The 21,922-nt window shown below is 63.8% G+C and carries 22 protein-coding genes; 8 read left to right on the forward strand and 14 right to left on the reverse strand.

Annotated features, from left to right (window positions below; all coding sequences use genetic code 11):
* Nucleotides 1-14: 14 nt before the first annotated feature.
* The 6 genes from trpA to KF827_RS14510 form a co-directional block, all read right to left on the reverse strand.
* On the reverse strand, nt 15-842 hold the full coding sequence (gene trpA / locus KF827_RS14485) for a tryptophan synthase subunit alpha (RefSeq protein WP_291006922.1): 828 nt from the start codon (nt 840-842) through the stop codon (nt 15-17).
* Nucleotides 839-2,050, reverse strand: a complete 1,212-nt coding sequence (gene trpB / locus KF827_RS14490; RefSeq protein WP_291006924.1) for a tryptophan synthase subunit beta — start codon at nt 2,048-2,050, stop codon at nt 839-841. The genes trpA and trpB overlap by 4 nt, the downstream gene beginning before the upstream one ends.
* A 19-nt stretch (nt 2,051-2,069) precedes the next feature.
* A complete protein-coding gene (locus KF827_RS14495; RefSeq protein ID WP_291006925.1) occupies nt 2,070-2,711 on the reverse strand; it encodes a phosphoribosylanthranilate isomerase in 642 nt (213 codons plus the stop codon).
* A 3-nt stretch (nt 2,712-2,714) separates the two neighbouring features.
* A complete protein-coding gene (gene pyrF / locus KF827_RS14500; protein ID WP_291006927.1) occupies nt 2,715-3,416 on the reverse strand; it encodes an orotidine-5'-phosphate decarboxylase in 702 nt (233 codons plus the stop codon).
* Nucleotides 3,417-3,515: 99 nt separating this feature from the next.
* The gene (locus KF827_RS14505) at nt 3,516-3,827 is read right to left on the reverse strand and encodes a BrnA antitoxin family protein (protein ID WP_291006929.1); all 312 of its coding nucleotides are present in this window, start codon (nt 3,825-3,827) and stop codon (nt 3,516-3,518) included.
* Nucleotides 3,808-4,095 carry a BrnT family toxin gene (locus tag KF827_RS14510; protein WP_291006931.1) on the reverse strand — a complete coding sequence of 96 codons (288 nt, stop codon included), beginning with the start codon at nt 4,093-4,095 and terminating at the stop codon, nt 3,808-3,810. The genes KF827_RS14505 and KF827_RS14510 overlap by 20 nt, the downstream gene beginning before the upstream one ends.
* A gap of 93 nt (nt 4,096-4,188) precedes the next feature.
* On the opposite strand from KF827_RS14510, the gene KF827_RS14515 reads away from it, so the two are divergent.
* Entirely contained in the window at nt 4,189-5,214 is a 1,026-nt protein-coding gene (locus KF827_RS14515) for a polysaccharide deacetylase family protein (protein ID WP_291006933.1), read from the forward strand.
* On the opposite strand, the gene KF827_RS14520 is transcribed toward KF827_RS14515, so the two are convergent.
* Entirely contained in the window at nt 5,211-6,176 is a 966-nt protein-coding gene (locus tag KF827_RS14520) for a sugar kinase (RefSeq protein ID WP_291006935.1), read from the reverse strand. The genes KF827_RS14515 and KF827_RS14520 overlap by 4 nt on opposite strands.
* A gap of 138 nt (nt 6,177-6,314) precedes the next feature.
* Between KF827_RS14520 and KF827_RS14525 the strand changes: the two genes are divergently transcribed.
* Genes KF827_RS14525 through KF827_RS14540 form a run of 4 tightly spaced genes read left to right on the forward strand, consistent with a single transcriptional unit; the run spans nt 6,315 to nt 11,255 of the window.
* A complete protein-coding gene (locus tag KF827_RS14525) occupies nt 6,315-7,001 on the forward strand; it encodes a GntR family transcriptional regulator (protein WP_291006937.1) in 687 nt (228 codons plus the stop codon).
* Nucleotides 6,994-7,920 carry a DMT family transporter gene (locus KF827_RS14530; RefSeq protein WP_291006940.1) on the forward strand — a complete coding sequence of 309 codons (927 nt, stop codon included), beginning with the start codon at nt 6,994-6,996 and terminating at the stop codon, nt 7,918-7,920. Before KF827_RS14525 ends, KF827_RS14530 begins: the two co-directional genes overlap by 8 nt.
* A complete protein-coding gene (locus KF827_RS14535; RefSeq protein ID WP_291006942.1) occupies nt 7,920-9,695 on the forward strand; it encodes an IlvD/Edd family dehydratase in 1,776 nt (591 codons plus the stop codon). Before KF827_RS14530 ends, KF827_RS14535 begins: the two co-directional genes overlap by 1 nt.
* 24 nt (nt 9,696-9,719) lie before the next feature.
* Nucleotides 9,720-11,255 (forward strand): altronate dehydratase family protein, encoded by a 1,536-nt coding sequence (locus KF827_RS14540; protein ID WP_291006944.1) that lies wholly within the window; start codon nt 9,720-9,722, stop codon nt 11,253-11,255.
* A 77-nt stretch (nt 11,256-11,332) separates the two neighbouring features.
* Here KF827_RS14540 and KF827_RS14545 read toward each other — a convergent pair whose 3' ends face one another.
* Nucleotides 11,333-12,394, reverse strand: coding sequence for a patatin-like phospholipase family protein (locus KF827_RS14545; protein ID WP_291006946.1), 1,062 nt, complete (start codon nt 12,392-12,394; stop codon nt 11,333-11,335).
* 36 nt (nt 12,395-12,430) lie between these two features.
* Between KF827_RS14545 and KF827_RS14550 the strand changes: the two genes are divergently transcribed.
* Nucleotides 12,431-13,309 (forward strand): methyltransferase domain-containing protein, encoded by an 879-nt coding sequence (locus KF827_RS14550; RefSeq protein WP_291006948.1) that lies wholly within the window; start codon nt 12,431-12,433, stop codon nt 13,307-13,309.
* Here KF827_RS14550 and KF827_RS14555 read toward each other — a convergent pair whose 3' ends face one another.
* Entirely contained in the window at nt 13,310-13,915 is a 606-nt protein-coding gene (locus KF827_RS14555; RefSeq protein WP_291006950.1) for a TetR/AcrR family transcriptional regulator, read from the reverse strand.
* A gap of 100 nt (nt 13,916-14,015) precedes the next feature.
* On the opposite strand from KF827_RS14555, the gene KF827_RS14560 reads away from it, so the two are divergent.
* Nucleotides 14,016-14,447 (forward strand): VOC family protein, encoded by a 432-nt coding sequence (locus KF827_RS14560; protein WP_291006952.1) that lies wholly within the window; start codon nt 14,016-14,018, stop codon nt 14,445-14,447.
* Here KF827_RS14560 and KF827_RS14565 read toward each other — a convergent pair.
* The 5 genes from KF827_RS14565 to KF827_RS14585 form a co-directional block, all read right to left on the reverse strand.
* On the reverse strand, nt 14,444-14,908 hold the full coding sequence (locus KF827_RS14565) for a (deoxy)nucleoside triphosphate pyrophosphohydrolase (protein ID WP_291006954.1): 465 nt from the start codon (nt 14,906-14,908) through the stop codon (nt 14,444-14,446). The two genes, KF827_RS14560 and KF827_RS14565, sit on opposite strands and share 4 nt — an antisense overlap.
* Nucleotides 14,889-16,154, reverse strand: coding sequence for a bifunctional glutamate N-acetyltransferase/amino-acid acetyltransferase ArgJ (gene argJ, locus KF827_RS14570; protein WP_291006956.1), 1,266 nt, complete (start codon nt 16,152-16,154; stop codon nt 14,889-14,891). The genes KF827_RS14565 and argJ overlap by 20 nt, the downstream gene beginning before the upstream one ends.
* 19 nt (nt 16,155-16,173) lie before the next feature.
* Nucleotides 16,174-17,073 carry a peptidylprolyl isomerase gene (locus tag KF827_RS14575; protein WP_291006958.1) on the reverse strand — a complete coding sequence of 300 codons (900 nt, stop codon included), beginning with the start codon at nt 17,071-17,073 and terminating at the stop codon, nt 16,174-16,176.
* 74 nt (nt 17,074-17,147) lie between these two features.
* Entirely contained in the window at nt 17,148-19,682 is a 2,535-nt protein-coding gene (locus KF827_RS14580; RefSeq protein ID WP_291006959.1) for a patatin-like protein, read from the reverse strand.
* Between the two features lie 92 nt (nt 19,683-19,774).
* Complete coding sequence (locus KF827_RS14585) at nt 19,775-20,701, reverse strand: alpha/beta hydrolase (RefSeq protein WP_291006961.1); 927 nt, start codon at nt 20,699-20,701, stop codon at nt 19,775-19,777.
* 85 nt (nt 20,702-20,786) lie between these two features.
* Here KF827_RS14585 and ribA point away from each other — a divergent pair, with 85 nt between their 5' ends.
* Nucleotides 20,787-21,917: a GTP cyclohydrolase II gene (ribA, locus tag KF827_RS14590; protein ID WP_291006962.1), complete on the forward strand. Its 1,131-nt coding sequence runs from the start codon at nt 20,787-20,789 to the stop codon at nt 21,915-21,917.
* Nucleotides 21,918-21,922 lie beyond the last annotated feature (5 nt).

The following is a 21,922-nucleotide window of genomic DNA, read 5'->3' on the forward strand; positions in this document are numbered from 1 at the left end:
TCAGCTCAACTCAATCAGCGGCGGGCGGCGCGCACGGCGTCGCCCAGTTCGCGCACCAAAGCCAGCAGATGGGCGGCGGGGTCTAGCCCCTTGGCCTGGGCCTCGGCCACGCGCTCCACCAGGGCCGAACCCACCACGGCGGCATCGGCCACCCGGGCGATCTCGGCGGCACGCTTGCCGTCGCGGATGCCGAAGCCCACGCCGACGGGCAGATCGGTATGGCGCTTGATGCGCGCCACAGCGGCGGCCACGGCATTGCTGTCGGGCGCGGCCGCGCCGGTGATGCCGGCAATCGACACATAGTAGAGGAAGCCGGAGGTATTGGCGAGCACGGCCGGCAGGCGGGCATCGTCTGTGGTCGGTGTGGCCAGCCGAATGAAATTCACCCCTGCCTTGATGGCAGGCAGGCAAAGTTCATCGTCTTCCTCGGGCGGCAGGTCCACCACGATCAGGCCATCCACGCCGGCAGTTTTGGCATCGGCCAGAAAGCCATCCACGCCTCCGGAGGCCGAAGCGTAGGCCGAGATCGGATTGAAATAGCCCATCAGCACGATCGGCGTGGCGTTATCGCTCTTGCGGAAGTCGCGCACCAGATCCAGCGTACGGCGCAGGCTTGCGCCATTGCCAAGTGCACGCAGGTTGGCGGCCTGGATCGAAGGCCCATCGGCCATCGGATCGGTGAAGGGCACGCCCAGTTCGATCACATCGGCGCCGGCCGCCGGCAGGCCGGAGAGAATGCGGGCGCAGGTTTCATGGTCGGGATCGCCGGCGGTGATGAAGGTTACCAGGCCGGCACGGCCTTCGGCTTTCAGATCGGCAAAGCGTTTTTCGATACGGCTCACAGCTGCACTCCGAGGGCATTGGCCACGGTGTATATATCCTTGTCGCCACGGCCCGACAGGCAGACCACCATGATATGGTCTTTCGGCAGCTTGGGCGCCACGCGCATCACATGGGCCAGCGCATGGGCGCTTTCCAGCGCCGGGATGATGCCTTCAAGGCGCGAACAGAGCTGAAAGGCTTCCAAAGCTTCCTTATCGGTGGCCGACACATATTGCACCCGGCCCACATCATGCAGCCAGGCATGTTCGGGGCCGATGCCGGGATAATCCAGGCCGGCCGAGATCGAATGCGCCTCGGTGATCTGGCCATCGGCATCCTGCAACAGAAACGTGCGATTGCCATGCAGCACACCCGGCACGCCGCGCGCCAGCGAGGCCGCATGCTTGTCGGTGTCGATGCCGTCGCCGGCGGCTTCCACCGCCTGGATCGCCACATCCTTGTCGTCGAGGAAGGGGTGGAACAGGCCCATGGCATTCGAGCCGCCGCCGATGCAGGCCACCAGGCTGTCGGGCAGGCGGCCTTCCTTTTCCATGATCTGGGCGCGGGTTTCCTCGCCGATCACCGATTGGAAATCGCGCACCAATTGCGGATAGGGATGCGGGCCGGCCACGGTGCCGATGATATAAAACGTGTCATGCACGTTGGTCACCCAATCGCGCATGGCTTCGTTCATCGCATCCTTCAGCGTGCGCGAGCCGGAAACCACCGAACGCACTTCCGCGCCCAGCAGCTTCATGCGGAACACGTTGGGCTGCTGGCGGGCGATATCCACCTCGCCCATATACACCACGCAGGGCAGGCCGAAGCGCGCGGCCACTGTGGCGGTGGCCACGCCATGCTGGCCGGCGCCGGTTTCGGCGATGATGCGCGTTTTGCCCATGCGCTTGGCCAGCAGGATCTGGCCGATGCAATTGTTGATCTTATGGGCGCCGGTATGGTTCAGCTCTTCGCGCTTGAAGTAGATTTTCGCGCCGCCCAGATGCTTGCTCAGCGGCTCGGCGTAATAAAGCGGGCTGGGCCGGCCGACATAATCCTTGAAGAAATAATCCATCTCCGCCTTGAAGGACGGATCGGCCTTGGCGGCGGTATAATGCTTTTCCAGATCCAGGATCAGCGGCATCAGGGTTTCGGCCACGAAGCGGCCGCCGAACTTGCCGAAATGGCCGCGTTCGTCGGGGCCGGAACGGTAGGAATTCAGCGCGGTCATGCTTGCTCCCATCACAGAATCAGATATCGCGGGCGGCGGCCAGGAAGGCGCGGATCTTTTCGGGATCCTTGCGGCCTGGAGCGGATTCCACCCCCGATGATACGTCTACGGCATTGGCACCGGATTTGTTTGCTGCTTCGGCCAGATTGCCGGCATGCAGGCCGCCCGACAGCAGCCAGGGGCGTTTGAAGCTCTGGCCCTTCAGCATGGTCCAGTCGAAGCTGAGGCCATGGCCACCGGGGCGGGTGGCATCTTTCGGCGGGCTGGCATCGAACATCAGCCAATCCACGATATCCTCGTATTCGCGCGCCTTTTCGATATCGGCGGGGCTGCTCACCTTGATCGCCTTGATCAGCGGCAGGCCGAAATAGATCGCAATGGCACGGCAGCGTTCGGGCGTTTCATCGCCATGCAGTTGCAGCAGATCCAGCCGCGCCTTGCCCAGCACTGTATCGAGATAATCGTTCTCGGGGTCCACGAACACACCCACACGATCCACACCGCTGGGCACCTGCTGCAGCAATTGCGCGGCCGCCTCGGCGCCCACATTGCGCGGCGAGGCCTGGAAAAACACGAAGCCGACCATATCGGCGCCATGATCCAGCGCGGTTTGCAATCCCACCGGTTCGCTCAGGCCGCAAATCTTGGTGAACAAGCCCATGGCCTACTCGGCAAGCTCGGCGGCAATCGCCAGGGCGGCGGCTTCCGGATCGGCGGCATCGGTGATCGGGCGGCCGATAACCAGATGGTCGGCACCCAGCTTCATGGCCTGGCTTGGCGTCATCACGCGCTTCTGGTCGCCGGCCGCCGAACCTTTCGGGCGGATGCCGGGCACCACGAGTTTGAAATCCGGGCCGCAGGCCTTGCGCAGCAATTCGATTTCGGTGGCGGCGCAGATCACGCCGTCGGCGCCGGCATCCTGCGACAGCTTGGCCAGCCGCACCACATGCTGGCTCACATCGCCGCCCAGCCCGATGGCTTCAAGATCGGTCTTGTCCATCGAGGTGAGCACGGTCACGGCCAGGATCATCGGCTTCTGCCGGCTGTTGCGCGCGGCATCCACGGCGGCGCGGATCATCGCCGGGCCGCCGGCAGCATGCACGGTCACGAACATCGGCCCCATGCCGGCAGCGGCCGAATGGATGGCGCCGCCCACGGTGTTGGGGATGTCGTGGAATTTCAGGTCCAGAAACAGCGGCGCCCCGGTGGGCAGGATGGCGCGCACCTCGGTGGGGCCGAAAGCCGTGAAGAACTCCTTGCCCAGCTTCACGCCGAAGCCGGCAGCAGAGGCAGCGCGGGCGCAGCGGGCGGCGAAGGCCAGTTCGGACGTGTCGATGGCGCAGAAGACGGGTGCGATGCGGGTCATGCCAGAATCTTATGGGTTGGCCGGGTCTTTAAAAGGGCTGGGGCGCTTATACAAGATGCCAGGGCGCGCGTCTGCCCCTAACGTAGGGCGAATATCACTTCAGTGATGGCCGGAAACCGGCTTTTTCTGCCCGGAAAGCGCGGCGACCATGTATTTGCGCAGCACGGTGTTGATACGGGTTTGGTAGCCTTCGCCCTGGGCCTGGAAGAACGCCATCACATCGGCATCCAACCGCATCGTGACCGGCCGCTTCACCGGCCGGTAGAACCGTCCGCGGGATGTCGCCCGCCCATCGGCACCGGGCTGGTTGAAATCGACTTCCGGCAGATCGGAAAAATCTATTGTGGCATCGCCCAGCGCCGCCAAGGCTTCGGCTTCTTCCTGTAAGGCATCAGAAATCCCCGGTTTCATAGGCCCTGCGCTCGCCTGCGGAGGCGCGGCGGGCCGAGATGATGCGGATTGTTTCTTCGCCATGATCGTTACTCCATAAATGCGCCACTAGCAGGATCGCCACGCCGCGCACCATGCCGAGGGTTTGCCATCGCTGCTCTCCTTCCACCACACGATCCAGCCGCGAGGCATGCAGCGGATCGGCAAACACCTCGCAAGCCAACTCGAAACTAACGCCGTGTTTCCGGCGGTTGCTCGCGGCTTTCGCAGGATCCCAGGCGAATTTCACGCAGCGTCTTTCTGTACGTACTAATTTGTATGTACATAATCTTTACGTCAAGTCTTTATGGCGCGGCCGGCGACAAGGTGCTACATCCCCGGCATGCGCAAACTCCTCCTGAAATCCACATTTATGGCCGTTTTCGGCCTGTTCTCGGCTGGTCCGGCACTGGCTGCCGATCATGCCTCGGTCCTGATGTACCATCGCTTCGGCGAGGACCGGATTCCCTCCACCAATATCCGGCTGGAGCAGTTCGAGGCCCATCTGGCGGAGCTGACCTCGGGTGCCTATCGCGTGCTGCCGCTGGCCGAGATCGTGGCCAAGCTGCGCAAGGGCGAGGCGCTGCCCGACCGCGCGGTGGCGATCACCATCGACGATGCCTATCTCTCGACCTTCACCGAGGGCTGGCCGCGCCTCAAGAAAGCCGGGCTGCCGGCCACGCTGTTTGTCGCCAGCGAACCGGTGGATAGCCGGGTGCGCGGTTATCTGAGTTGGGATCAGATACGGCAGATGCGCAGCGAGGGGCTGGATATCGGCGCCCATGGCCATAGCCATGAAAGCTACGGCCTGCTGCCGCTAGATAAGATGCGCGCCGATCTGGCGCAGTCTCATGAGCGTTTCAAGGCCGAGCTTGGCGGCGTGCCGCCGTTATTCGCCTATCCGTTCGGCGAATGGAATGCCGCCAGCCTGAAGGAAATCGGCAATGCCGGCTATCAGGCGGCATTTGGCCAGCATTCCGGCGTGGTGCATGGCCAGCATGATTTCTTCTGGCTGCCGCGCTTTCCGATGAACGAAAGCTATGGCGACATCAAGCGCGTGCGCCAGGCGCTGAATGCCCTGCCGTTTCCGGTGAGCGATATCGAGCCTGCTGAGGTGCTGCTGCGCAATGCGGCGCAGAATCCGCCAGCCTTGCGCTTCACTATCGCCGAGGGCGTGAAGTATCTCGACCGCATGACCTGTTATCCCTCGCAGGGCGGCACGATACCGCCGAAGCGGCTCTACGACAGGCGCTTCGAGATCAAGCCGCCATCGGCGTTTCCCAAGGGCCGCAGCCGCATCAGTTGCACGCTGCCCACCGACGAGGCCGGCCGCTTCCGCTGGTTCGGCATCCAGTTCCTGGTGCCCTAGAACTCTACGGGTTGCGGACTGCCCACCGAGCGGAAATAGGCTTCCACTGCGGCGCGGCGCGGGATTGGCGCCACCGCACCATAGCCGATGGTGGACAGCGCCGCCGCGGTATTAGCGTAAGCCGCTGCAATCGGCGGCACCACGCCGCGCGCCAGTTCGGCCAGGAAAGCGCCGTCGAAGCAATCGCCCGCGCCCGTGGCATCCACGCTGGGCACGCTATGGCCCGGCACCCGCCAGCGCCTGCCGCCCTCGGCCAGCAACACGCCCTCGGCACCGCATTTCAGAACCACCAGCGGAATATCCATCGCAGCGTAGAAATCCAGAATCGCCTCCGGCTCCCTCAGGCCGCTTAAGGCGCGTGCATCTTCCAGGCCTGGCAGCAGAATATGGCTGAGGCTGGCGGCGCGGTGGATATGCGTGCGGGCCTCGTTCAGATCCCACAACTTGAGGCGCAGATTGGTGTCGAAAGCCACGCGTCGGCCGGCATTGCGCGCCATGTCGATGGCGGCGAAGCAACTGTCGCGCAGGCTTTGCGATACCGCCAGGCTGATGCCGGAAAGCTGCAGCATGCTCGTGCTTTCGATCAATTGCCGTGGCAGATCGCCGGGCCGCATCTGGCTGGCGGCCGAATTCTTGCGATAATACGTGAAGGCATGGCCTGCGGCGGTGTGGGTGACGAAATAGATGCCGGTGGCGGCCTCGCGGCTGCGGCCAACGCCGGCGGTATCCACGCCTTCCTCGGCCCATAAGGCCAACAGCAGGTCGCCGAAAGGATCGCTGCCCACCTGGGTGATATAACCCACCCTGGCGCCCTGGCGTGCGGCGGCCATGGCGCAATTCGATGTGTCGCCGCCGAAGCCACGCAGATACTGGTCGCTGCCCTGGCCACCGGTCTGGTTGAACTCGACCATGGCTTCGCCCAAACAAAGCAGATCAAGTCGGCATACTGGATCGAACGCCATGCGCAGCCTCCCGCAGCCCTTGCTTTAGCGCAGCGCCACAGACCGGGCAATGGTTTCTTAGATATCAGATATGACTTGTGGGTGAGCAGGGCCGCTGTTAGGGTCCGGCCCCATATCCAGTCGTTATCGGAGGCCGCAATGGCCAGGGCCAAAGCGCCGCGCAGCAGCGTTATCGAACGCCCCAAATCGTTGACCGAACTTGTGAAGGAACAAATCCGCGACCGCATCGTGGATGGTGAATTGCGGCTGGGCGAGGCGTTGTCGGAAAATGTGCTGGCGGCGCAGCTGGGCCTGTCGAAAACCCCGGTGCGCGAGGCGCTTTTGCAGCTCAAGCTGGAAGGCCTGGTGGATATTCAGCCGCAGCGCGGCAGCTTCGTGTTCACCATGAATCCGCGCGAGATGGAGGAATTCTGCGACTATCGCATCATCCTGGAAACCTCTGCCTTGCGCAGCGCGCTGGCCAATGACGAGGCTGGTTTGATCGCGGCGCTGGAGCAACGGGCGAAAAAGATGGTGAAGGCGCTGGAAGACGGCGACCTGGCCGGTTATCGCCGTATCGATACGGATTATCACCGCGAAATCCTGCAGCGTGCGGATAATCGTTTTCTCAGCCTGGCCCATGCCCAGATGGAAATGAAGATCCAGGCCCTGCGCGCCCATGTGATCCAGCGCGACCGCACCCTGGAAGCCTCGCTGGACGAGCATCTGGACATCGTGAAGCTGCTGAAGGCCAAGGAGAAGGCGAAGGCGCTGGCGCTGCTGGCTGGCCATATCCGGGCTGCTTCGCGGGATTACCGCGCGCTTTCGGAAAGCGGCCATGGCTGAAGCCGCGCGTATCGATGCCGACCTGATCGATCAGGCCACGCTCACCCGCGGCATCAGCTTCATGCTGCTGGGGGTGGCCTTGTTCACCTTCAACGATGCATTGGGCAAGTGGTTGATCACTGAAGTAGCGGTGGGGCAATTGCTGTTCGTGCGCTCGGCGGCGGCGATGCTGATGCTGCTGCCTTTCATCCTGCGCAGCGGCTGGCGGAGCGCCTTGCTGGTAACGCGGCCGCGTCTGCATGTGCTGCGGGTTTTGCTGATCATGGGCGAGGTGGCTGGCTTTTACCTGGCGGTGCGGCATCTGCCCCTGGCCGATGTGATGAGCGCCTATCAGGCGGCGCCGCTGATCGTCACCCTGTTGGCGATTCCCATGCTGGGCGAGCGGGTGGGGTGGCGGCGCGGCCTGGCGGTGGCGGTCGGCTTCGTCGGCGTGTTGCTGGTGCTGAAACCGTCAGGAGATATTTTCGGCAGCGAGGCATCCAGCCTGGTGCCGGGCCTGATCGCGCTGAGCGGCACCGTTGCCTATGCCCTGCTGGTGATCCTTACCCGGCAATGCATCCGCCATGGCGCCGGTAATCTGGTGCTGATCACCTGGCACACCCTGGGCGTCGGCCTGTTCGGCTTGCTTACCTTGCCATGGGGCTGGGCGGCGATAGATGCCACCACCCTGGCGTTGCTGGGCCTGATCGGCGTTGTGGCAACGCTTGCGCATATCTGCATCAACCATGCGCTGAAACTGGCGCCTGCGCCGTTGGTGGTGCCGTATCAATATACCTCGCTGCTCTGGGCCATGCTGCTGGGCTGGATATTCTTCGCCGATATCCCCAGCACCAGCATGCTGATCGGGGCTGCCATCATCGTGGCCAGCGGGCTGTTCGTTTTACACCGGCAGAACAAGAAACAATCGGAGGCCGCCTGATGCCCGCCAAGCGCCTGCGCAGCCGGCAATGGTTCGATAATCCCGAAGATCCCGGGATGACCGCATTGTATCTCGAACGCTATCTGAATTACGGATTCACGCTCGCCGAATTGCGCGGCGACAAGCCGATCGTCGGCATCGCGCAATCGGGCAGCGACCTTTCGCCCTGCAACCGGCATCATCTCGATCTGGCCAGGCGGGTGCGCGATGGCATACGCGATGCCGGCGGCCTGCCGCTGGAATTTCCCACCCATCCGATTCAGGAAACCGGCCGCCGGCCCACGGCGGCCCTGGATCGCAATCTGGCCTATCTTGGCCTGGTGGAATTGCTGCACGGCTATCCCATCGATGCCGTGGTGCTCACCACCGGCTGCGACAAGACCACCCCGGCCATGCTGATGGCGGCGGCCACGGTGGATATCCCTGCCATCGTGCTGTCGGGCGGACCGATGCTGGATGGGCATTACAAGGGGCAACTGGCCGGTTCGGGCACAGTGATCTGGCATGCGCGGCAAGAGCTTGCCGCCGGCCGTATCGGCTATGATGAATTTCTTGAGATGGTGGCCTCTTCCGCACCCAGCGTTGGCCATTGCAATTCCATGGGCACCGCGTTGTCGATGAATGGCCTCGCCGAAGCGCTGGGTATGTCGCTGCCTGGCTGCGCAGCGATTCCCGCGCCCTATCGTGAACGCGGCCAGATGGCTTATGAAACCGGCCGCCGTGCCGCCGAGATTGCGCGTGAGGATCTGCGGCCCTCGCGCATCATGACGCGCAAGGCCTTCGAGAATGCCATCGTGGTGGCCAGTGCGCTGGGCGCCTCCACCAATTGCCCGCCGCATATCAACGCCATCGCGCGCCATATCGGCGTGGAACTGGATCTGCGCGATTGGGATCGCATCGGCTATGATATCCCGCTGCTCTGCGATGTGATGCCGGCTGGCCGCTATCTTGGCGAGGCTTTCCATCGCGCCGGCGGCGTGCCGGCGGTGCTGCGCGAATTGCTGCAGGCCGGCAAGCTGCATGGTGATGCGCTTTGCGTGAATGGCAAGACGCTGGCGGAAAACCTTGTCGGCCTGCCCGAACCCGACCGCGCGGTGATCCGTGCCTATGAAGCCCCGATGGTGCAGCAGGCCGGCTTTGCCGTGTTGAGCGGCAATCTGTTCGATGCGGCAGTGATGAAAACCTCGGTGATATCGCCGGAATTCCGCAAGCAGTATCTTGGGCGCGCGGGCGACGAAGGCGCTTTCGAAGGCGTCGCCATCGTGTTCGACGGGCCGGAGGATTATCACCATCGCATCAACGATCCCGCTTTGCCGGTGGATGAAAACAGCATCCTGGTGATCCGCTATTGTGGGCCGATCGGCTATCCCGGTTCCGCCGAAGTGGTGAACATGCTGCCGCCGGACCGGCTGGTGAAACGCGGCGTTACGCTGCTGCCCTGCATCGGCGATGGCCGCCAGAGCGGCACATCGGCCAGCCCCTCCATTCTCAATGCCTCGCCGGAAGCGGCCTTGGGCGGCGGGCTGGCATTGTTGCGGACCGGCGATCGCCTGCGCATCGATCTGAACAAGCGCCGCGCCGACATGTTGATTTCAGAGGCCGAACTGGCCGTGCGCCGCGCCGCCTGGGTGGCGCCGGAACTGCCCAATCATACGCCTTGGCAGGAATTGCACCGCAGCCATGTGGGGCAATTGGCCAGCGGCGGTTGCCTGGATTTTGCCACGCGGTATCAGCGTGTGGATGAAAGCTTCGGAGTGCCGCGCAACAATCATTGAGTTTTCGATTTCAGGGAGGCCGCCATGGCTGTTGATAAAGTGATCCGGTTGCATCCGGACGATAACGTGGTGATTGCCCGCGCCGCTTTGCCGGCGGGGCTTTCGATAGCCGGCGAAAATCTTATAACGGCCGAACCGATTCCGGCCGGCCACAAACTGGCGGTGCGGGCGCTGGCGCCGGGCGATCCGGTTCTGCGCTACGGCCAGATCATCGGCTTTGCCACCCAGCCGGTCGCGCCAGGCCGTCATCTGCACACCCATAATTGCGGCATGGGCGATTTCCAGCGCGATTACGCCTTCGGCAGTGCGGTGAAGCCCACGGATTACATCCAGCCGCAGGCAAGTTTCATGGGTATTTTGCGCCCCGATGGGCGGGTGGCCACGCGCAACTATATCGGCATTCTCACCACGGTGAATTGCTCGGCCACGGCGGCGAAATACGTTGCCGATGCCTTCCGCGCCAATCCCTTCACTGGCAGCAATCCGCTGGCCGATTACCCGAATGTGGATGGCGTGGTGGCGCTCACTCACAAGCTGGGCTGTGGGCTGAATACGCAGGGCGAGGGGATCGAAGTGTTGCGCCGCACGATTGCCGGCTATGCACGGCATCCGAATTTCCATTCGGTGATCGTGATCGGCCTGGGCTGCGAGGGCAATCAGATCGACGCCCTGCTGGAGGCGGAAGGCCTGCAGCGCGGCCCGCATCTGCATACGCTTACCATCCAGGAAACCGGCGGCACCGAAAAAACCGTGCGTGCCGCCATGGCGATGGTGCAAAAGCTGTTGCCCGAGGCCAATGCCGTGCAGCGCCAGAAACTGCCGGTTTCGCATCTCACTATCGGGCTGCAATGCGGCGGCTCGGATGGTTATTCCGGCATTTCGGCTAACCCAGCTCTGGGTGTGGCATCCGATTTGATCGTGCGCCATGGCGGCACGGTGATCCTGTCGGAAACCCCGGAAACCTATGGCGCCGAGCATCTGCTCACGCGGCGTGCAGTTGCGCCGCAAGTGGGGCAGAAGCTGGTGGACCTGATGGCCTGGTGGGCGGATTACACCGCGCGCAATGGCGGCGAGATGGATAACAATCCATCGCCCGGCAACAAAGCCGGCGGCATCACTACGATTTTGGAGAAGTCGCTCGGGGCTGCGGCCAAGGCCGGGTCCACCAATCTGGTGGAGGTGTATCGCTATGCGGAAGCCGCCACGGCGCGCGGCTTCGTGTTCATGGACAGCCCGGGCTACGATCCGGTTTCCGCCACCGGCCAGGTGGCCAGCGGCGCAAATCTGGTCTGCTTCACCACCGGGCGCGGCTCGGTCTTCGGTTGCCGGCCGGCGCCAAGCCTCAAGCTTGCCACCAATTCCGAACTTTATGCCCGCATGACGGAAGACATGGATATCGATTGCGGCGGCGTGGTGGATGGCCAGGATAATCTGGAGCAACTGGGCCGGCGGATTTTCGATCTCATCCTCGCCACGGCATCCGGCCAGCCCAGCAAGAGCGAAAAGCTGGGCTTCGGCGAAGAGGAATTCGCGCCGTGGTCCATTGGCGCGGTGATGTAGTCACCGCGCGGGGTGTCCATTGGCGCGGTGATGTAGTCACCGCGCAAGAGCCTGGTGCCGCGGTGATGTAGCCGCAGCTACAGAAATTTTTCGGTAATATCGGTGCTGCTTTCCACGCCCACCTTGTCGAAATGATCGGTGAGGAATGCATCGGCGCGCTCGCGGCCCAGCGTATAAAGCCGCTCCAGGAATTCCATCTCGGCATTCAGCTTGGATGAGGCGCCGAAGCCGCGCAATTGCTCTTCCGCGTCGATGGTGTGGATCAGCATGCGCTTGAGCCGGCCTTCGTCATTGAAGCCGTTATCGATCAGCTTGGTAACGAAATGGATGGCGCGCATCTCGCGCATCAGGCTGGAATTGAAACTGAGGGTATTGATGCGATCGAGGATGGCATGCGCCGTGGTGGGCAATTCCTCGATCCGGATCGGATTGATCTGCACGATCAGCACATCGCGCGCCGCACAATCGTAAATCAGCGGATAGATCGGCGGATTGCCCATATAGCCGCCATCCCAGTAATGCTCGCCATCCACCTCCACGGCCTGAAACAGGAAGGGCAGGCAGGCCGAGGCCAGCACGGCGTCGATGCTGACATCCTGGTTCTGGAACACGCGGATCTTACCGCTCATCACGTTGGTGGCGCAGATATGCAGCTTCACGCTGGTGCAGCCGCGCAGATCCTCGCATTTCACCACCGAGGCCAGCACATCGCGCAGTGGATTTATGTTGCTGGGGTTGAGCTGGTAAGGCGACAGCATGCGGGTGAGCGCATCCATCATCTGATAGCCGGGCGAGAATTCCATGCTGCCGGGTTTGATCATGCGATCCAGCCAGCTTGGTTTCAGCATCGAATAGCGGGTGGTTTCGGAAACGCCTTCCCAGAAGCGGCGCAATTCGGCGCGTGCAGTGGCCGGGCCACCCACGGCCAGGCCATGGGCCAGCACGGCTGCATTCATCGCGCCGGCCGAGGTGCCCACAATGCCCTCGATGTCGAAGCAATCGGCTTCCAGCAGGCGGTCCAGCACGCCCCAGGCAAAAGCGCCATGGCTGCCGCCGCCCTGCAAGGCCAGATTGATCGGCTTGCGGTTCGATGCTTTCTGTTTCGGTGTTTTCTCTTTGGATGCGGTCTGCTTCGCCATGGCACTCCCCCCGCCGCCCATGGCATAAATGGGCGCATGACCGAGACTATGCTGATTTTTGACCGTGCCGCCAAGCGGCTTCATCGCGCCCGTGCCGCCCATGGCTTTGCCGCGCATGATTTTCTGCACCGCGAAATCGCCGAACGGCTGCTGGATCGCCTGGCCGATATCCGCCGAGAATTCCCGCTCGCCCTGTTGCAAGGTGCAAGCCCGGATTGGTTGCAGCCCCTGCTGGCGGGCCGGTTCGGTATCCAGCGCCTGGTGGGCATGGATATGGCGCCAACCGGCCAGCAATTGGTGGCGGATGAAGATCTGCTGCCGCTGGCCGAAGGCCGCTTCGATCTGGCGCTCTGCCTGCTGAATCTGCATTGGGTGAACGATTTGCCGGGTGCGCTGGTGCAATTGCGGCGCGCGCTCAAGCCCGATGGGCTGTTGCTGGCGGCGTTGTTTGGCGGCGACACGCTTACCGAGCTGCGGCAATCCTGGCTGGCGGCGGAAAGCGAATTGGAAGGCGGCGCGGGGCCGCATGTTTCGCCCATGGTGGCCACATATGATGGCGCGGCTTTGTTGCAACGCACCGGTTTTGCGCTGCCGGTGGCCGATGCTGAACGCATCACCGTCACTTTCCGCGACCCGTTTGCGCTGATGCGCGATCTGCGCGGCATGGGCGAGGCCAATGCGGTGCTGGGCCGTCGCAAAGGTTTCACCCGTCGCGCCAGCCTGCTGCGCATGGCAGAAATCTATGCCGAACGTTTCGGTTTGCCCGATGGCCGCATCCCGGCAACATTCGAAGTGGTGATGCTCACCGGCTGGAGCCCCGATGCCAGCCAGCAACAACCGCTGCGCCCCGGCGAGGCCAAGTTGCGGCTCGCCGATGCGTTGGGCGCGGTGGAGCATAAGGTCGGCAAGGGATGATCATTCGTCGCTGAACAGATCGGCCAGCATGCGGTTCAGCGCCTTGTCGCAGGCCTTGCGGGCGGCGGCTTCGTCCTCGGCTTCGGCAAGCCACAGCGCGGCTTCGTTGAGGGCGCCGGAAAGCAGATAGGTCAGGGCCTCGGCGGAGAGCCGGCGTTTGGCGGGCAGCGCGGCGGTAGCGGCCGTCACGCCCTGGCGCAGGGCGCCCATGGCATTCTCGCTGTCGATGGCACGCCAGCGCGCCCAGCCCAGTGCCGAGGGCGCATCCAGCAGATAGATGCGGCGGATTTCCGGCTGCTGGCAGGCATCGAGATAACCGCCGATGCCCAGCAGCAAAGCCTCCAGCGGCGTTTTCGCCTTGGCCGAAGCCTGACCGATGGCATCCAGCACCAGCGCGGCTTCCGCCTGCACTACGGCGTCGAACAGCGCCTGCTTGTCCTTGAAATGGTAATACAGCGCCCCGCGCGTCACCCCGGCCTCGCGCACCACATCCTCGGTGCCGGCACCGGCATAGCCTTGGGCGGCAAACAGCCGCCGCGAGGTGGCCAACAGGGCGGTGCGGGTGGCGGCATGCTGATCGGCTTTGCTGCGCTTTTTCTCTTGCATACATACAGCCTGTATGTTAAATGAAATCCCAATGGCGACCATGCTTCGACTATGGCCACCAACAGCAGCATAGAAAACCGTCTTGCGAAGGAAAACCGTCATGAAGCTCAACAGCTATTATCCGGTCATCTGCACCGCCGATCTCGCCGCCAGCAGCGCGTTTTATCAGCAGTATTTCGATTTCGAGCCGGCCTTCGAGTCGGATTGGTATGTGCATCTCACCTCGCGCCACGATGATCGCGTGCATCTGGCGATCCTGGATCACCGGCATGAAACCATCCCCCAGGGCTTCCGCAAGCCGGCCCAGGGTGTGTTGCTGAATTTCGAGGTGGAAAATGTGGATGCCGCCTATGAACAGGCGCAGGCCTGCAGGCTGGATATCCGCCTAGCTCTGCGCGACGAGGCGTTCGGACAGCGGCATTTCATCGTTGCCGATCCCGGTGGCGTGCTGGTGGATATGATCAAGCCGATCCCGCCCTCTGCGGAATTCGCCGCGCAGTATGCGCCTGAGGCGCTGAACAAGATCGTTTAGAGCAGATCCCGCAGCATCGCCACCAGCGGGATATCGGCGGGTGGCATGGGCAACTCGGTCATTTTCACCGGGCGCACCCATTTCATCGCCTGGCCTTCGCGCGGGCGCGGCTGGCCGTTCCAGCGCCGGCAGACATAGAGCGGCATCAGCAGGTGGAAGCGCTCGTAGGAATGGCTGGCAAACGTATAGGGCGCCAGGCAGGCGGCGCTGATATCCAGGTCGAGTTCCTCGCGCAATTCGCGCAGGAGGGCGGCTTCCGGGGTTTCGTTCGGCTCGACCTTGCCACCGGGAAATTCCCACATGCCGGCCAGCGCCTTGCCCTCGGGCCGCTGGGTCAGCAGCACGCGGCCATCGTTATCCACCAGCGCTACAGCCACCACCAGCAACACCGGCTTGGGCTGCAGCAGGGCCGAGGCATCGCCGGGGCAGAGTGGGTCGCTGTCAGCTGCGGTAGTCGGCATTGATGTCGATATAGCCGTGCGTCAGATCGCAGGTCCAAACCACGGCCTTGCCCTTGCCAACGCCCACATCCACGCCGATGCGCACATCGTTGGATTTGAAATGCGCGGTGGCGGCGGCTTCGTCGTGATCGGGGCGCACCATGCCGCGTGCGGTGACGGCGCGGTCGCCTAGTTTCACCACCAGCTTGTCGCGGTCGGCAGGCTCGCCGGATTTTCCCACCGCCATCACGATGCGGCCCCAATTGGCATCGGCGCCGGCAATCGCGGTTTTCACCAACGGCGAATTGGCAATCGCCCGCGCGATTACCCGGGCAGAGGCATCGCTGCGCGCGCCGCTGACCGAGACGGTGACGAACTTCTGAGCGCCTTCGCCATCCCTGGCCACCTGCTGCGCCAGATCGGCCATCACGGCGGTGAGCGCCTTGCGGAAATCCGCGAGCCGTTTGTCGGCGGCCTTCACATGCGGCGTGTTGCCGGCCTTGCCGGTGGCAAACAGCAACACGGTGTCGGATGTGGAGGTATCGCCATCCACCGTGAGGCAGTTGAAGCTCTGGTTGTTGGCGGCCTTCAGGATCGCCTGCAGGGTTTCCGCCGGCAGTTTGGCATCGGTGGCCAGGAAGGCCAGCATCGTTGCCATGTCGGGCGCGATCATGCCCGAGCCCTTGGCGATGCCGTTGATGGTGACAAGCTTGCCATCGATGCGGCATTGCGCACTGGCCAGCTTGGGGAACGTGTCGGTGGTCATGATGGCGCGGGCGGCAGCAGCCCAGGAATCGCTGGCCCGGGAGTCGCTGGGCTTGGCATCGCCGGCCAGCGCCTTCTGCATCGCCGGCAATTGCGCCACGATTTTTTCCGCCGGCAAAATCTGGCCGATCACTCCGGTGGAGGCCAGGAAGATTTCGCCCGGCTTGGCGCCCAGCGCCTTGGCGGCGCCGGCAGCCGTGGCCTTGGTGGCATCCGATCCGGCCTTGCCGGTGAACACATTGGCGATGCCGGCATTCACCACAAGCCCACGCGCCGCGCCGCCGGCAAGCTGCTTGCGGCACCAATCCACCGGCGCACCGGGCATCGAGGATCGGGTGAACAGGCCGGCCACCCGGGTGCCGGGCGCGAATTCGATCAGCAGCAGATCGTCGCGGTTCTTATAGCGCATGCCGGAATGGCCGGTGGCCAGCCGCGCGCCGGCAATGGCGGGCAGCTTCGGGGTTTCCTTGGGTGCAAGCGGCGAGATGGCATGAGCGGCCATGGCGGCTACTCCGTGATGGTTATTTCTTCGGGGCGATGGTGGGCAGCTGGCCGGCCGGCTTGGGCTGCTCGATCTGTTCGATCTTGGCGGTCTTGCGCAGATCTGCCAGGGTCGTTTCAACGATCTCGCGGGTCAGCAACTCGCGGATGTCGTCGATCACTTCGGCCAATGCCGGCGGCGGCGCCACGCGGCGGGCTTCCACCTTGATCACATGCCAGCCGAATTGCGACTTCACCGGCTTGGGGCTGACCTGGCCGGCCTGCAGCGCGAAGGCAGCTTCGGCGAATTCCGGTACCATCTGTTCCTTGGTGAAAAAGCCGAGATCGCCGCCGGTGGCAGCCGTGGGCCCGGTGGAGCGCTTCTTCGATACTTCGGCGAAATCGGCGCCTTTGCGCACTTCCTCCAGCGCCGCCTGGGCATCGGCCTCGGTGGCGGTGAGGATATGGCGGGCATGCACTTCGTCGCGCGGCGGCTGGCTCTTCAGCAGTTCTTCATAGCGCGCCTTGATGCGGGCTTCGGTGATCTGCTTGTCCAGGGTCTGCTCCAGGAAAGCCTGCTGCAGCACCTGCTCGCGGGCCATGCGCAATTGCGCCTGCACCTTGGGGTCGTCGCCCAGCTTGGCCTTCTCGGCAGCTTCGCCGATCAGCTTGCGCGAGATCATCTCGTTCACCAGGGCCGGAAAGATCGCATCCAGCGGCATCTGCTGCATCTGCGGCGGCAGGGTGGCATACACCGCTTCCACATCGGCGCGGGTGATCGGCTGACCGTTCACGCGGGCCACCACGGGGCTGTTGCTGGCGGCAGGCGCGGCCTTGGCAGCCGGCGCCTTCTGCGCGGGTTGCGCAAACACGGTCTGGGCAGCGGCCGGCAGGGTCAGCGAGGCCAGGACGAGGGCAGCAAGGCGGAAGCGGTTGGACACGGGATGTCTCTTCATGCGGGAGGGAAAACGGCGGCCAGCATAGACTTTTTCTTATTGGCAGCAAGCCGGCAGCGTTAGCTTTTCGTTGCCGTCCGGCCTGCCGAATGGTTGGCTGCCTGGGCCCGCAACCGGGCGATTTCGCCGCGCAATTCGGCCACCAGGTCGCCCGATGCAGCCAGATTGCGGCTTTCCGCTTCCAGCACGATTTCAAAGGCGCGGCATTTCAATCCCTGCCGATCCAATTTCGGACGCTCATGCCTGGCAGCGTCGTCCGGGCCCAGGCCGGCATCGCACACGATGTCGATCAGCCGGTCGATGGCATGCAGCCGGCCCCAGAGATAATCGTTTTCCCGATGCTGGCGGCTGAAAAAGGCGCCAAAGCGGCCGAAATTGATGCCTTTCAGGGTGTTGCCGCTGCGGATCGCCACGGCATCTTCCGGGCTGATGCGGTCGATGCGGATTTCGTTGAATTCGCCCAGATCGCGCCAATTGGTGATGGTGAAGGTCAACACATCCCAGAAGGCGAAACCGATATAGGCATCCAGCAATTCGCGCCGTCCTGTCGGGCTCCATTGCGCTGGATTCATCCTGGCAAACAGCGCATCCAGCCGGTTGGTGGCGGCGTTCAACGCCAGGTCGTTGCCCAGGCTTTCCACCGCTGCATCGATACGGTCGAGATTGGCATCGGCGAAATCGGCGGCATCGCGGATCAATTGTTCGGGATCCTGCGGCGCGATGCGGCGATAGAACAGCGAAGCCACCGCGCGGGCGGTTTCCGGGCTGAGATTGCTGGAGCCATCATGGCGGCGCAATTGCTCCAATTCATTGTAAAGCGCGCGTTTCATGCCATCCAGCGCATTGGGCAGCAGGCCGGCATGGTCGGGTTCGCCAACCTTGCCATACAGCAGATTCAGCCGTTGCAGCAAAAAGCGCAGGCGGCGCTGGCGGAAGGCGACATCGAAATCCAGCAGGAACCGCACCCAGGGCGGCAGGCCGTCGCGGCTCGGCTCCAGGGTGGGGCGGGTGAAGCTGGCCGCCGTGTGGCAGACCTGGCGCACCTTGGCCCAGCGCGCCACTACATGGCCGATCCAGGTAGCCTCCACCGAACGCGGCCGATGTTCGCACACGGCGATGAATTGCTTGGCGATGAATTCCTGCACCGCACCCAGCTTGAGGCGGATATAGCCTTCATAGGCGAAACCGGCATCATGGGCGGCGCGCGACGACGCGGCCAGTCGCCAGGCACGAATCTGCTCTTCGCGCAGCATATGGTTGCTGCTGGATTCGCGCACCTCTTCCGGCGCCTGTTCATTCAGCAGGCGGGCAATCTGCGGCTGGGTGGCATCGATGATTTCGCGCAGGTAACGCACCCGTTCGTTGAACTGGCTGACCCAGACCAGTTCATCGGAAATCGGCTCGTTGCGCGGAATATCCGACAGCGCGCCTTTCAACGTGCGGAAAAAGCCCGGCACGCGGCCGGTGGGCGGCGGCGGCGGGCGCATCGGCGCGGGATCGATATAGACCAGCCGGCGATCCACCTGGCGATAGGCCGGGCGGCCGCGTATCGCCTTCACGGCGGCGTTGAAGGGCTTGTTGTTCAGCACGCCGCCATCGACAAACGAGGTGAGCGTGGGGTCTAGCCCGGCGGCGAGGTAGTCGCCGAAATTCTGCTTGATGAAATCCTGTTTGCGATCCCAGTCGCGCCCGCTTTCGGCCAGCAGCTTGTCGATATCGCCGATCTGCGCCGGCGGAAACGCGCCGGGAAAAGCCGAGGTGGCGCGCCCGGCGAAGGCCAGGGCCGGTGCATCCTTCAATTCGAAATCCGAATGCTCTTCGCCATTCTGCCAGCGGCGGTAATGATAACGCAGCACATGGCGGTGTTCGCGGTCGCGCACAAAAGGCGGATCGTGGATCGGAATATGTTGCAGATACCCGTAGAAGTCGGTCACCGTCACGAACAGGTCGAGCGGCAATCCGGCCGGCATCAGCGAGGCGCCGGGCTCGGGCGGTTCGCCCATGCTTTCCAGGCCATTCAGCAATTCGCGCGCCAGATGCAGCCCGTCGAAAGGCGGTTCGAACCAGCGCGAGCGGGTGAACAGCGAAACCTTCTGGCGGATTTCGGGATCGGCCAGCAGGCGGCCCAGCTTCGAACGCGAAAACAGCCATAGCAGCGGCCGCATGAACCATTTGCTCCAGCGCCCGGCGCGTTTCTCGCGGTCGAGCAGGCGGGTCACGTCGGCCTCGCCCAGCCAGAGATCGCGGAAATGCCCCAGCCGCAGATCATGCGCCAGCGCGCGCGCCAGCATGATGCCGTTCATGCCGCCGGCCGAAGCGCCGGCGATTACATCCACGATCACCCGCAATTCCACATCATGCGCCATGCTGCGCAGCAATTCGAAATACACCGCTTCCGAATCATGCTCATGCGCCTTGCCTTCCGGTGTATCGGCAAAGCTGGCGGTATCGCGTTGCGGGCCCTTGGGCTGTGCATGGAAGGCCTTGGAGGCCCGCACCAGCTTGAGGATCTCCTTCGACACGCCGTGCATGTAGATGGCCAGCGACACGCCGCCGAAGCAGACCAGTGCCAGGCGCAATTCCTTTTCCCGCACGGTTTTCCTCTCCTGAATGCTTATTCGAGCATTCTGCTGGCGAATCACGGGCAACTTTGCGCCCAATGGCCGCGTCACTCAAGGGAGTCCGGCTAGATTGTGGCCAGTGCCTTGCAGGTTTCCGCCAGGCAGAGATCGGCCTCGGGCATCAGGCCTACGAAATTCGGCCAGGCATGGGGCAGGCCATGCCATTCCTTGCACTGCACCATCACGCCGGCCTGACGCGCCTTGTCGGCCAGCGCCAGGGTATCGTCGCGCAGCAATTCGCTGTCGCTCACATGCAGGATCAACGGCGGCAGGCCATGCAGGTCGCCATGCAGAGGCGACAGGAAGGGATCGCTCATGGCCATTGCGCCGGCATAAAGCCGGGCAGCCAGCCGCACCTGCGCCGGCATGAACCAGGCGCAATGCTGAATATTCTCCCGATAGCTGGCGCCGCTCATGGCAAGATCGGCCCAGGGCGAAAACAACGCAGCCGCCGCAGGCATCGGCAGGGCCTTCTGTTTCAGCCGCAACAGCAGCGCCAGCGCCAATCCGCCACCGGCGGAATCGCCGGCCAGATAGATGCGGTCGGCCCGCAGGGCATGCCGATGCAGCAGCCATTGCCAGGCTGCCTCGGCATCGTCCAGCGCCGCCGGAAACGGATGTTCGGGCGCCAGCCGGTAATCCAATGCAAAAACCGGGATATTGAGGGTTTGGGCCAGCCGGGTGGTGAGGGCACGATGGCTGCGTGGCGCGCCGCAGATATAGCCGCCGCCATGCAGATAAAGCAGCGCCCGGCCTCGTCTGGCAGGCTGGCGCGGATTTTCCGGCCACAGCCATTCGCCACGGGGGCTGTTGATGCGCTCCAGGCGCAGATTACGCGGAATGCCGGCGCGGGTGAGCGCCAGGGTGAGGCTGCGCAGCATCGGAATGTCGGCCGGTTGCAGGCGGCGCGGCTTGATCAGGCGGCGCAGGCCGCGTGCAATCAGCCGGGCCTGCAGGCTGGGCAATGCCGGGGCGGGTGAGACAGGTTTCATGCTGCCATAGTATCGCACCGGTAAGTTACAGGGCCATGTCTGGGGGCGGCTTGCGGTCGTTTGGCTGGCGGCGTAAACCCTTGCCATGGCAAACGAAGCCGAGACCGTCTCGCTGCTGGTGGACCGTGCCGCGCATGAATTGCGCCGGGGCCGGGCCGTGCTGCTGCGCGCCGCCGATCAGGGCCAACTGGTGGATCGAGGCGTTCTGGTGGCCTCGGCGGAAACCTTGACCGAGCCTTTGCTGGCGCAATTGCGTGCCCTGGGCGATGAAAATGCGGCGCTGGCGATCACGGCGGGGCGTGGCGCCGTGCTGCATATCCCCTCTGCCGGGCATGACACGATTTTGCTGCCACTGGCCCGGTTGCCGGTGGCGGAGGCCGAACAGGCCGCCTTCATCCGCGATCTGGCCGATGCCAGCCGCGATCTCGGCAAGCCTTTGCGGGGGCCGTTCGAGGCGGTGAAGCGCGCCGCGCCGCCGGCCACGGCAGCGGCGGCCATCAAGCTGGCCAAGATTGCCTATCTGCTGCCGGCTGCCCTGCATGTGCCGGTGCGTGCCGATGCCCTGCTGCCGGAATTGCTGGTGACGCTGCCCACCGGCATGGCGATGGATTATGACCGTGCGGCCGCCGAAAGTCTGGTGCCGATCAGCCAGGCGCGGTTGCCGGTGGCCGATGCCGAAGATGCGCGGCTTTATGCCTTTCGCCCAGCCGATGGCGGGCCGGAGCATTTCGCCCTGGTGATCGGCCGGCCAGATCCGGCACAGCCGGTGCTGGCGCGGCTGCATTCGGAATGTTTCACCGGCGACCTGCTGGGCAGCATGCGCTGCGATTGCGGCGAACAATTGCGCGGCGCGGTGCGGGCGATCAACGAGGCCGGCGGCGGCGTGTTGCTTTATATGGCGCAGGAAGGCCGCGGCATCGGCCTGGTCAACAAGCTGCGCGCCTATCAATTGCAGGATCAGGGTTTCGATACCATCGAGGCCAATCAGCGCATCGGTTTCGGCGCCGATGAACGCTGGTTCCTGCCGGCGGCGCGCATGCTGAAGCTGCTGGGCTTCGATGCGGTGCGGCTATTGACCAACAATCCCGAGAAGGTGACCGGCCTGGAAGCCGCCGGCATCCGCGTGGCCGAACGCGTGCCGCATAAATTCCCGGCCAACAGCCATAACGAAGCCTATCTCGCCACCAAGAAGAAGCGTTCGGGGCATTACCTGTAGGCTGG

Origin of the sequence: Ferrovibrio sp. (assembly GCF_019636075.1) — a bacterium.
GTDB lineage: Bacteria > Pseudomonadota > Alphaproteobacteria > Ferrovibrionales > Ferrovibrionaceae > Ferrovibrio.

Coding starts and splice junctions, on each gene's coding strand:
- trpB (WP_291006924.1), bottom strand. CDS start 2,050: ATGACCGCGCTGAATTCCTACCGTTCCGGCCCCGACGAACGCGGCCAT.
- KF827_RS14495 (WP_291006925.1), bottom strand. CDS start 2,711: ATGGGCTTGTTCACCAAGATTTGCGGCCTGAGCGAACCGGTGGGATTG.
- pyrF (WP_291006927.1), bottom strand. CDS start 3,416: ATGACCCGCATCGCACCCGTCTTCTGCGCCATCGACACGTCCGAACTG.
- KF827_RS14505 (WP_291006929.1), bottom strand. CDS start 3,827: ATGAAACCGGGGATTTCTGATGCCTTACAGGAAGAAGCCGAAGCCTTG.
- KF827_RS14515 (WP_291006933.1), top strand. CDS start 4,189: ATGCGCAAACTCCTCCTGAAATCCACATTTATGGCCGTTTTCGGCCTG.
- KF827_RS14520 (WP_291006935.1), bottom strand. CDS start 6,176: ATGGCGTTCGATCCAGTATGCCGACTTGATCTGCTTTGTTTGGGCGAA.
- KF827_RS14525 (WP_291006937.1), top strand. CDS start 6,315: ATGGCCAGGGCCAAAGCGCCGCGCAGCAGCGTTATCGAACGCCCCAAA.
- KF827_RS14530 (WP_291006940.1), top strand. CDS start 6,994: ATGGCTGAAGCCGCGCGTATCGATGCCGACCTGATCGATCAGGCCACG.
- KF827_RS14535 (WP_291006942.1), top strand. CDS start 7,920: ATGCCCGCCAAGCGCCTGCGCAGCCGGCAATGGTTCGATAATCCCGAA.
- KF827_RS14540 (WP_291006944.1), top strand. CDS start 9,720: ATGGCTGTTGATAAAGTGATCCGGTTGCATCCGGACGATAACGTGGTG.
- KF827_RS14545 (WP_291006946.1), bottom strand. CDS start 12,394: ATGGCGAAGCAGACCGCATCCAAAGAGAAAACACCGAAACAGAAAGCA.
- KF827_RS14550 (WP_291006948.1), top strand. CDS start 12,431: ATGACCGAGACTATGCTGATTTTTGACCGTGCCGCCAAGCGGCTTCAT.
- KF827_RS14555 (WP_291006950.1), bottom strand. CDS start 13,915: ATGCAAGAGAAAAAGCGCAGCAAAGCCGATCAGCATGCCGCCACCCGC.
- KF827_RS14560 (WP_291006952.1), top strand. CDS start 14,016: ATGAAGCTCAACAGCTATTATCCGGTCATCTGCACCGCCGATCTCGCC.
- KF827_RS14565 (WP_291006954.1), bottom strand. CDS start 14,908: ATGCCGACTACCGCAGCTGACAGCGACCCACTCTGCCCCGGCGATGCC.
- argJ (WP_291006956.1), bottom strand. CDS start 16,154: ATGGCCGCTCATGCCATCTCGCCGCTTGCACCCAAGGAAACCCCGAAG.
- KF827_RS14585 (WP_291006961.1), bottom strand. CDS start 20,701: ATGAAACCTGTCTCACCCGCCCCGGCATTGCCCAGCCTGCAGGCCCGG.
- ribA (WP_291006962.1), top strand. CDS start 20,787: ATGGCAAACGAAGCCGAGACCGTCTCGCTGCTGGTGGACCGTGCCGCG.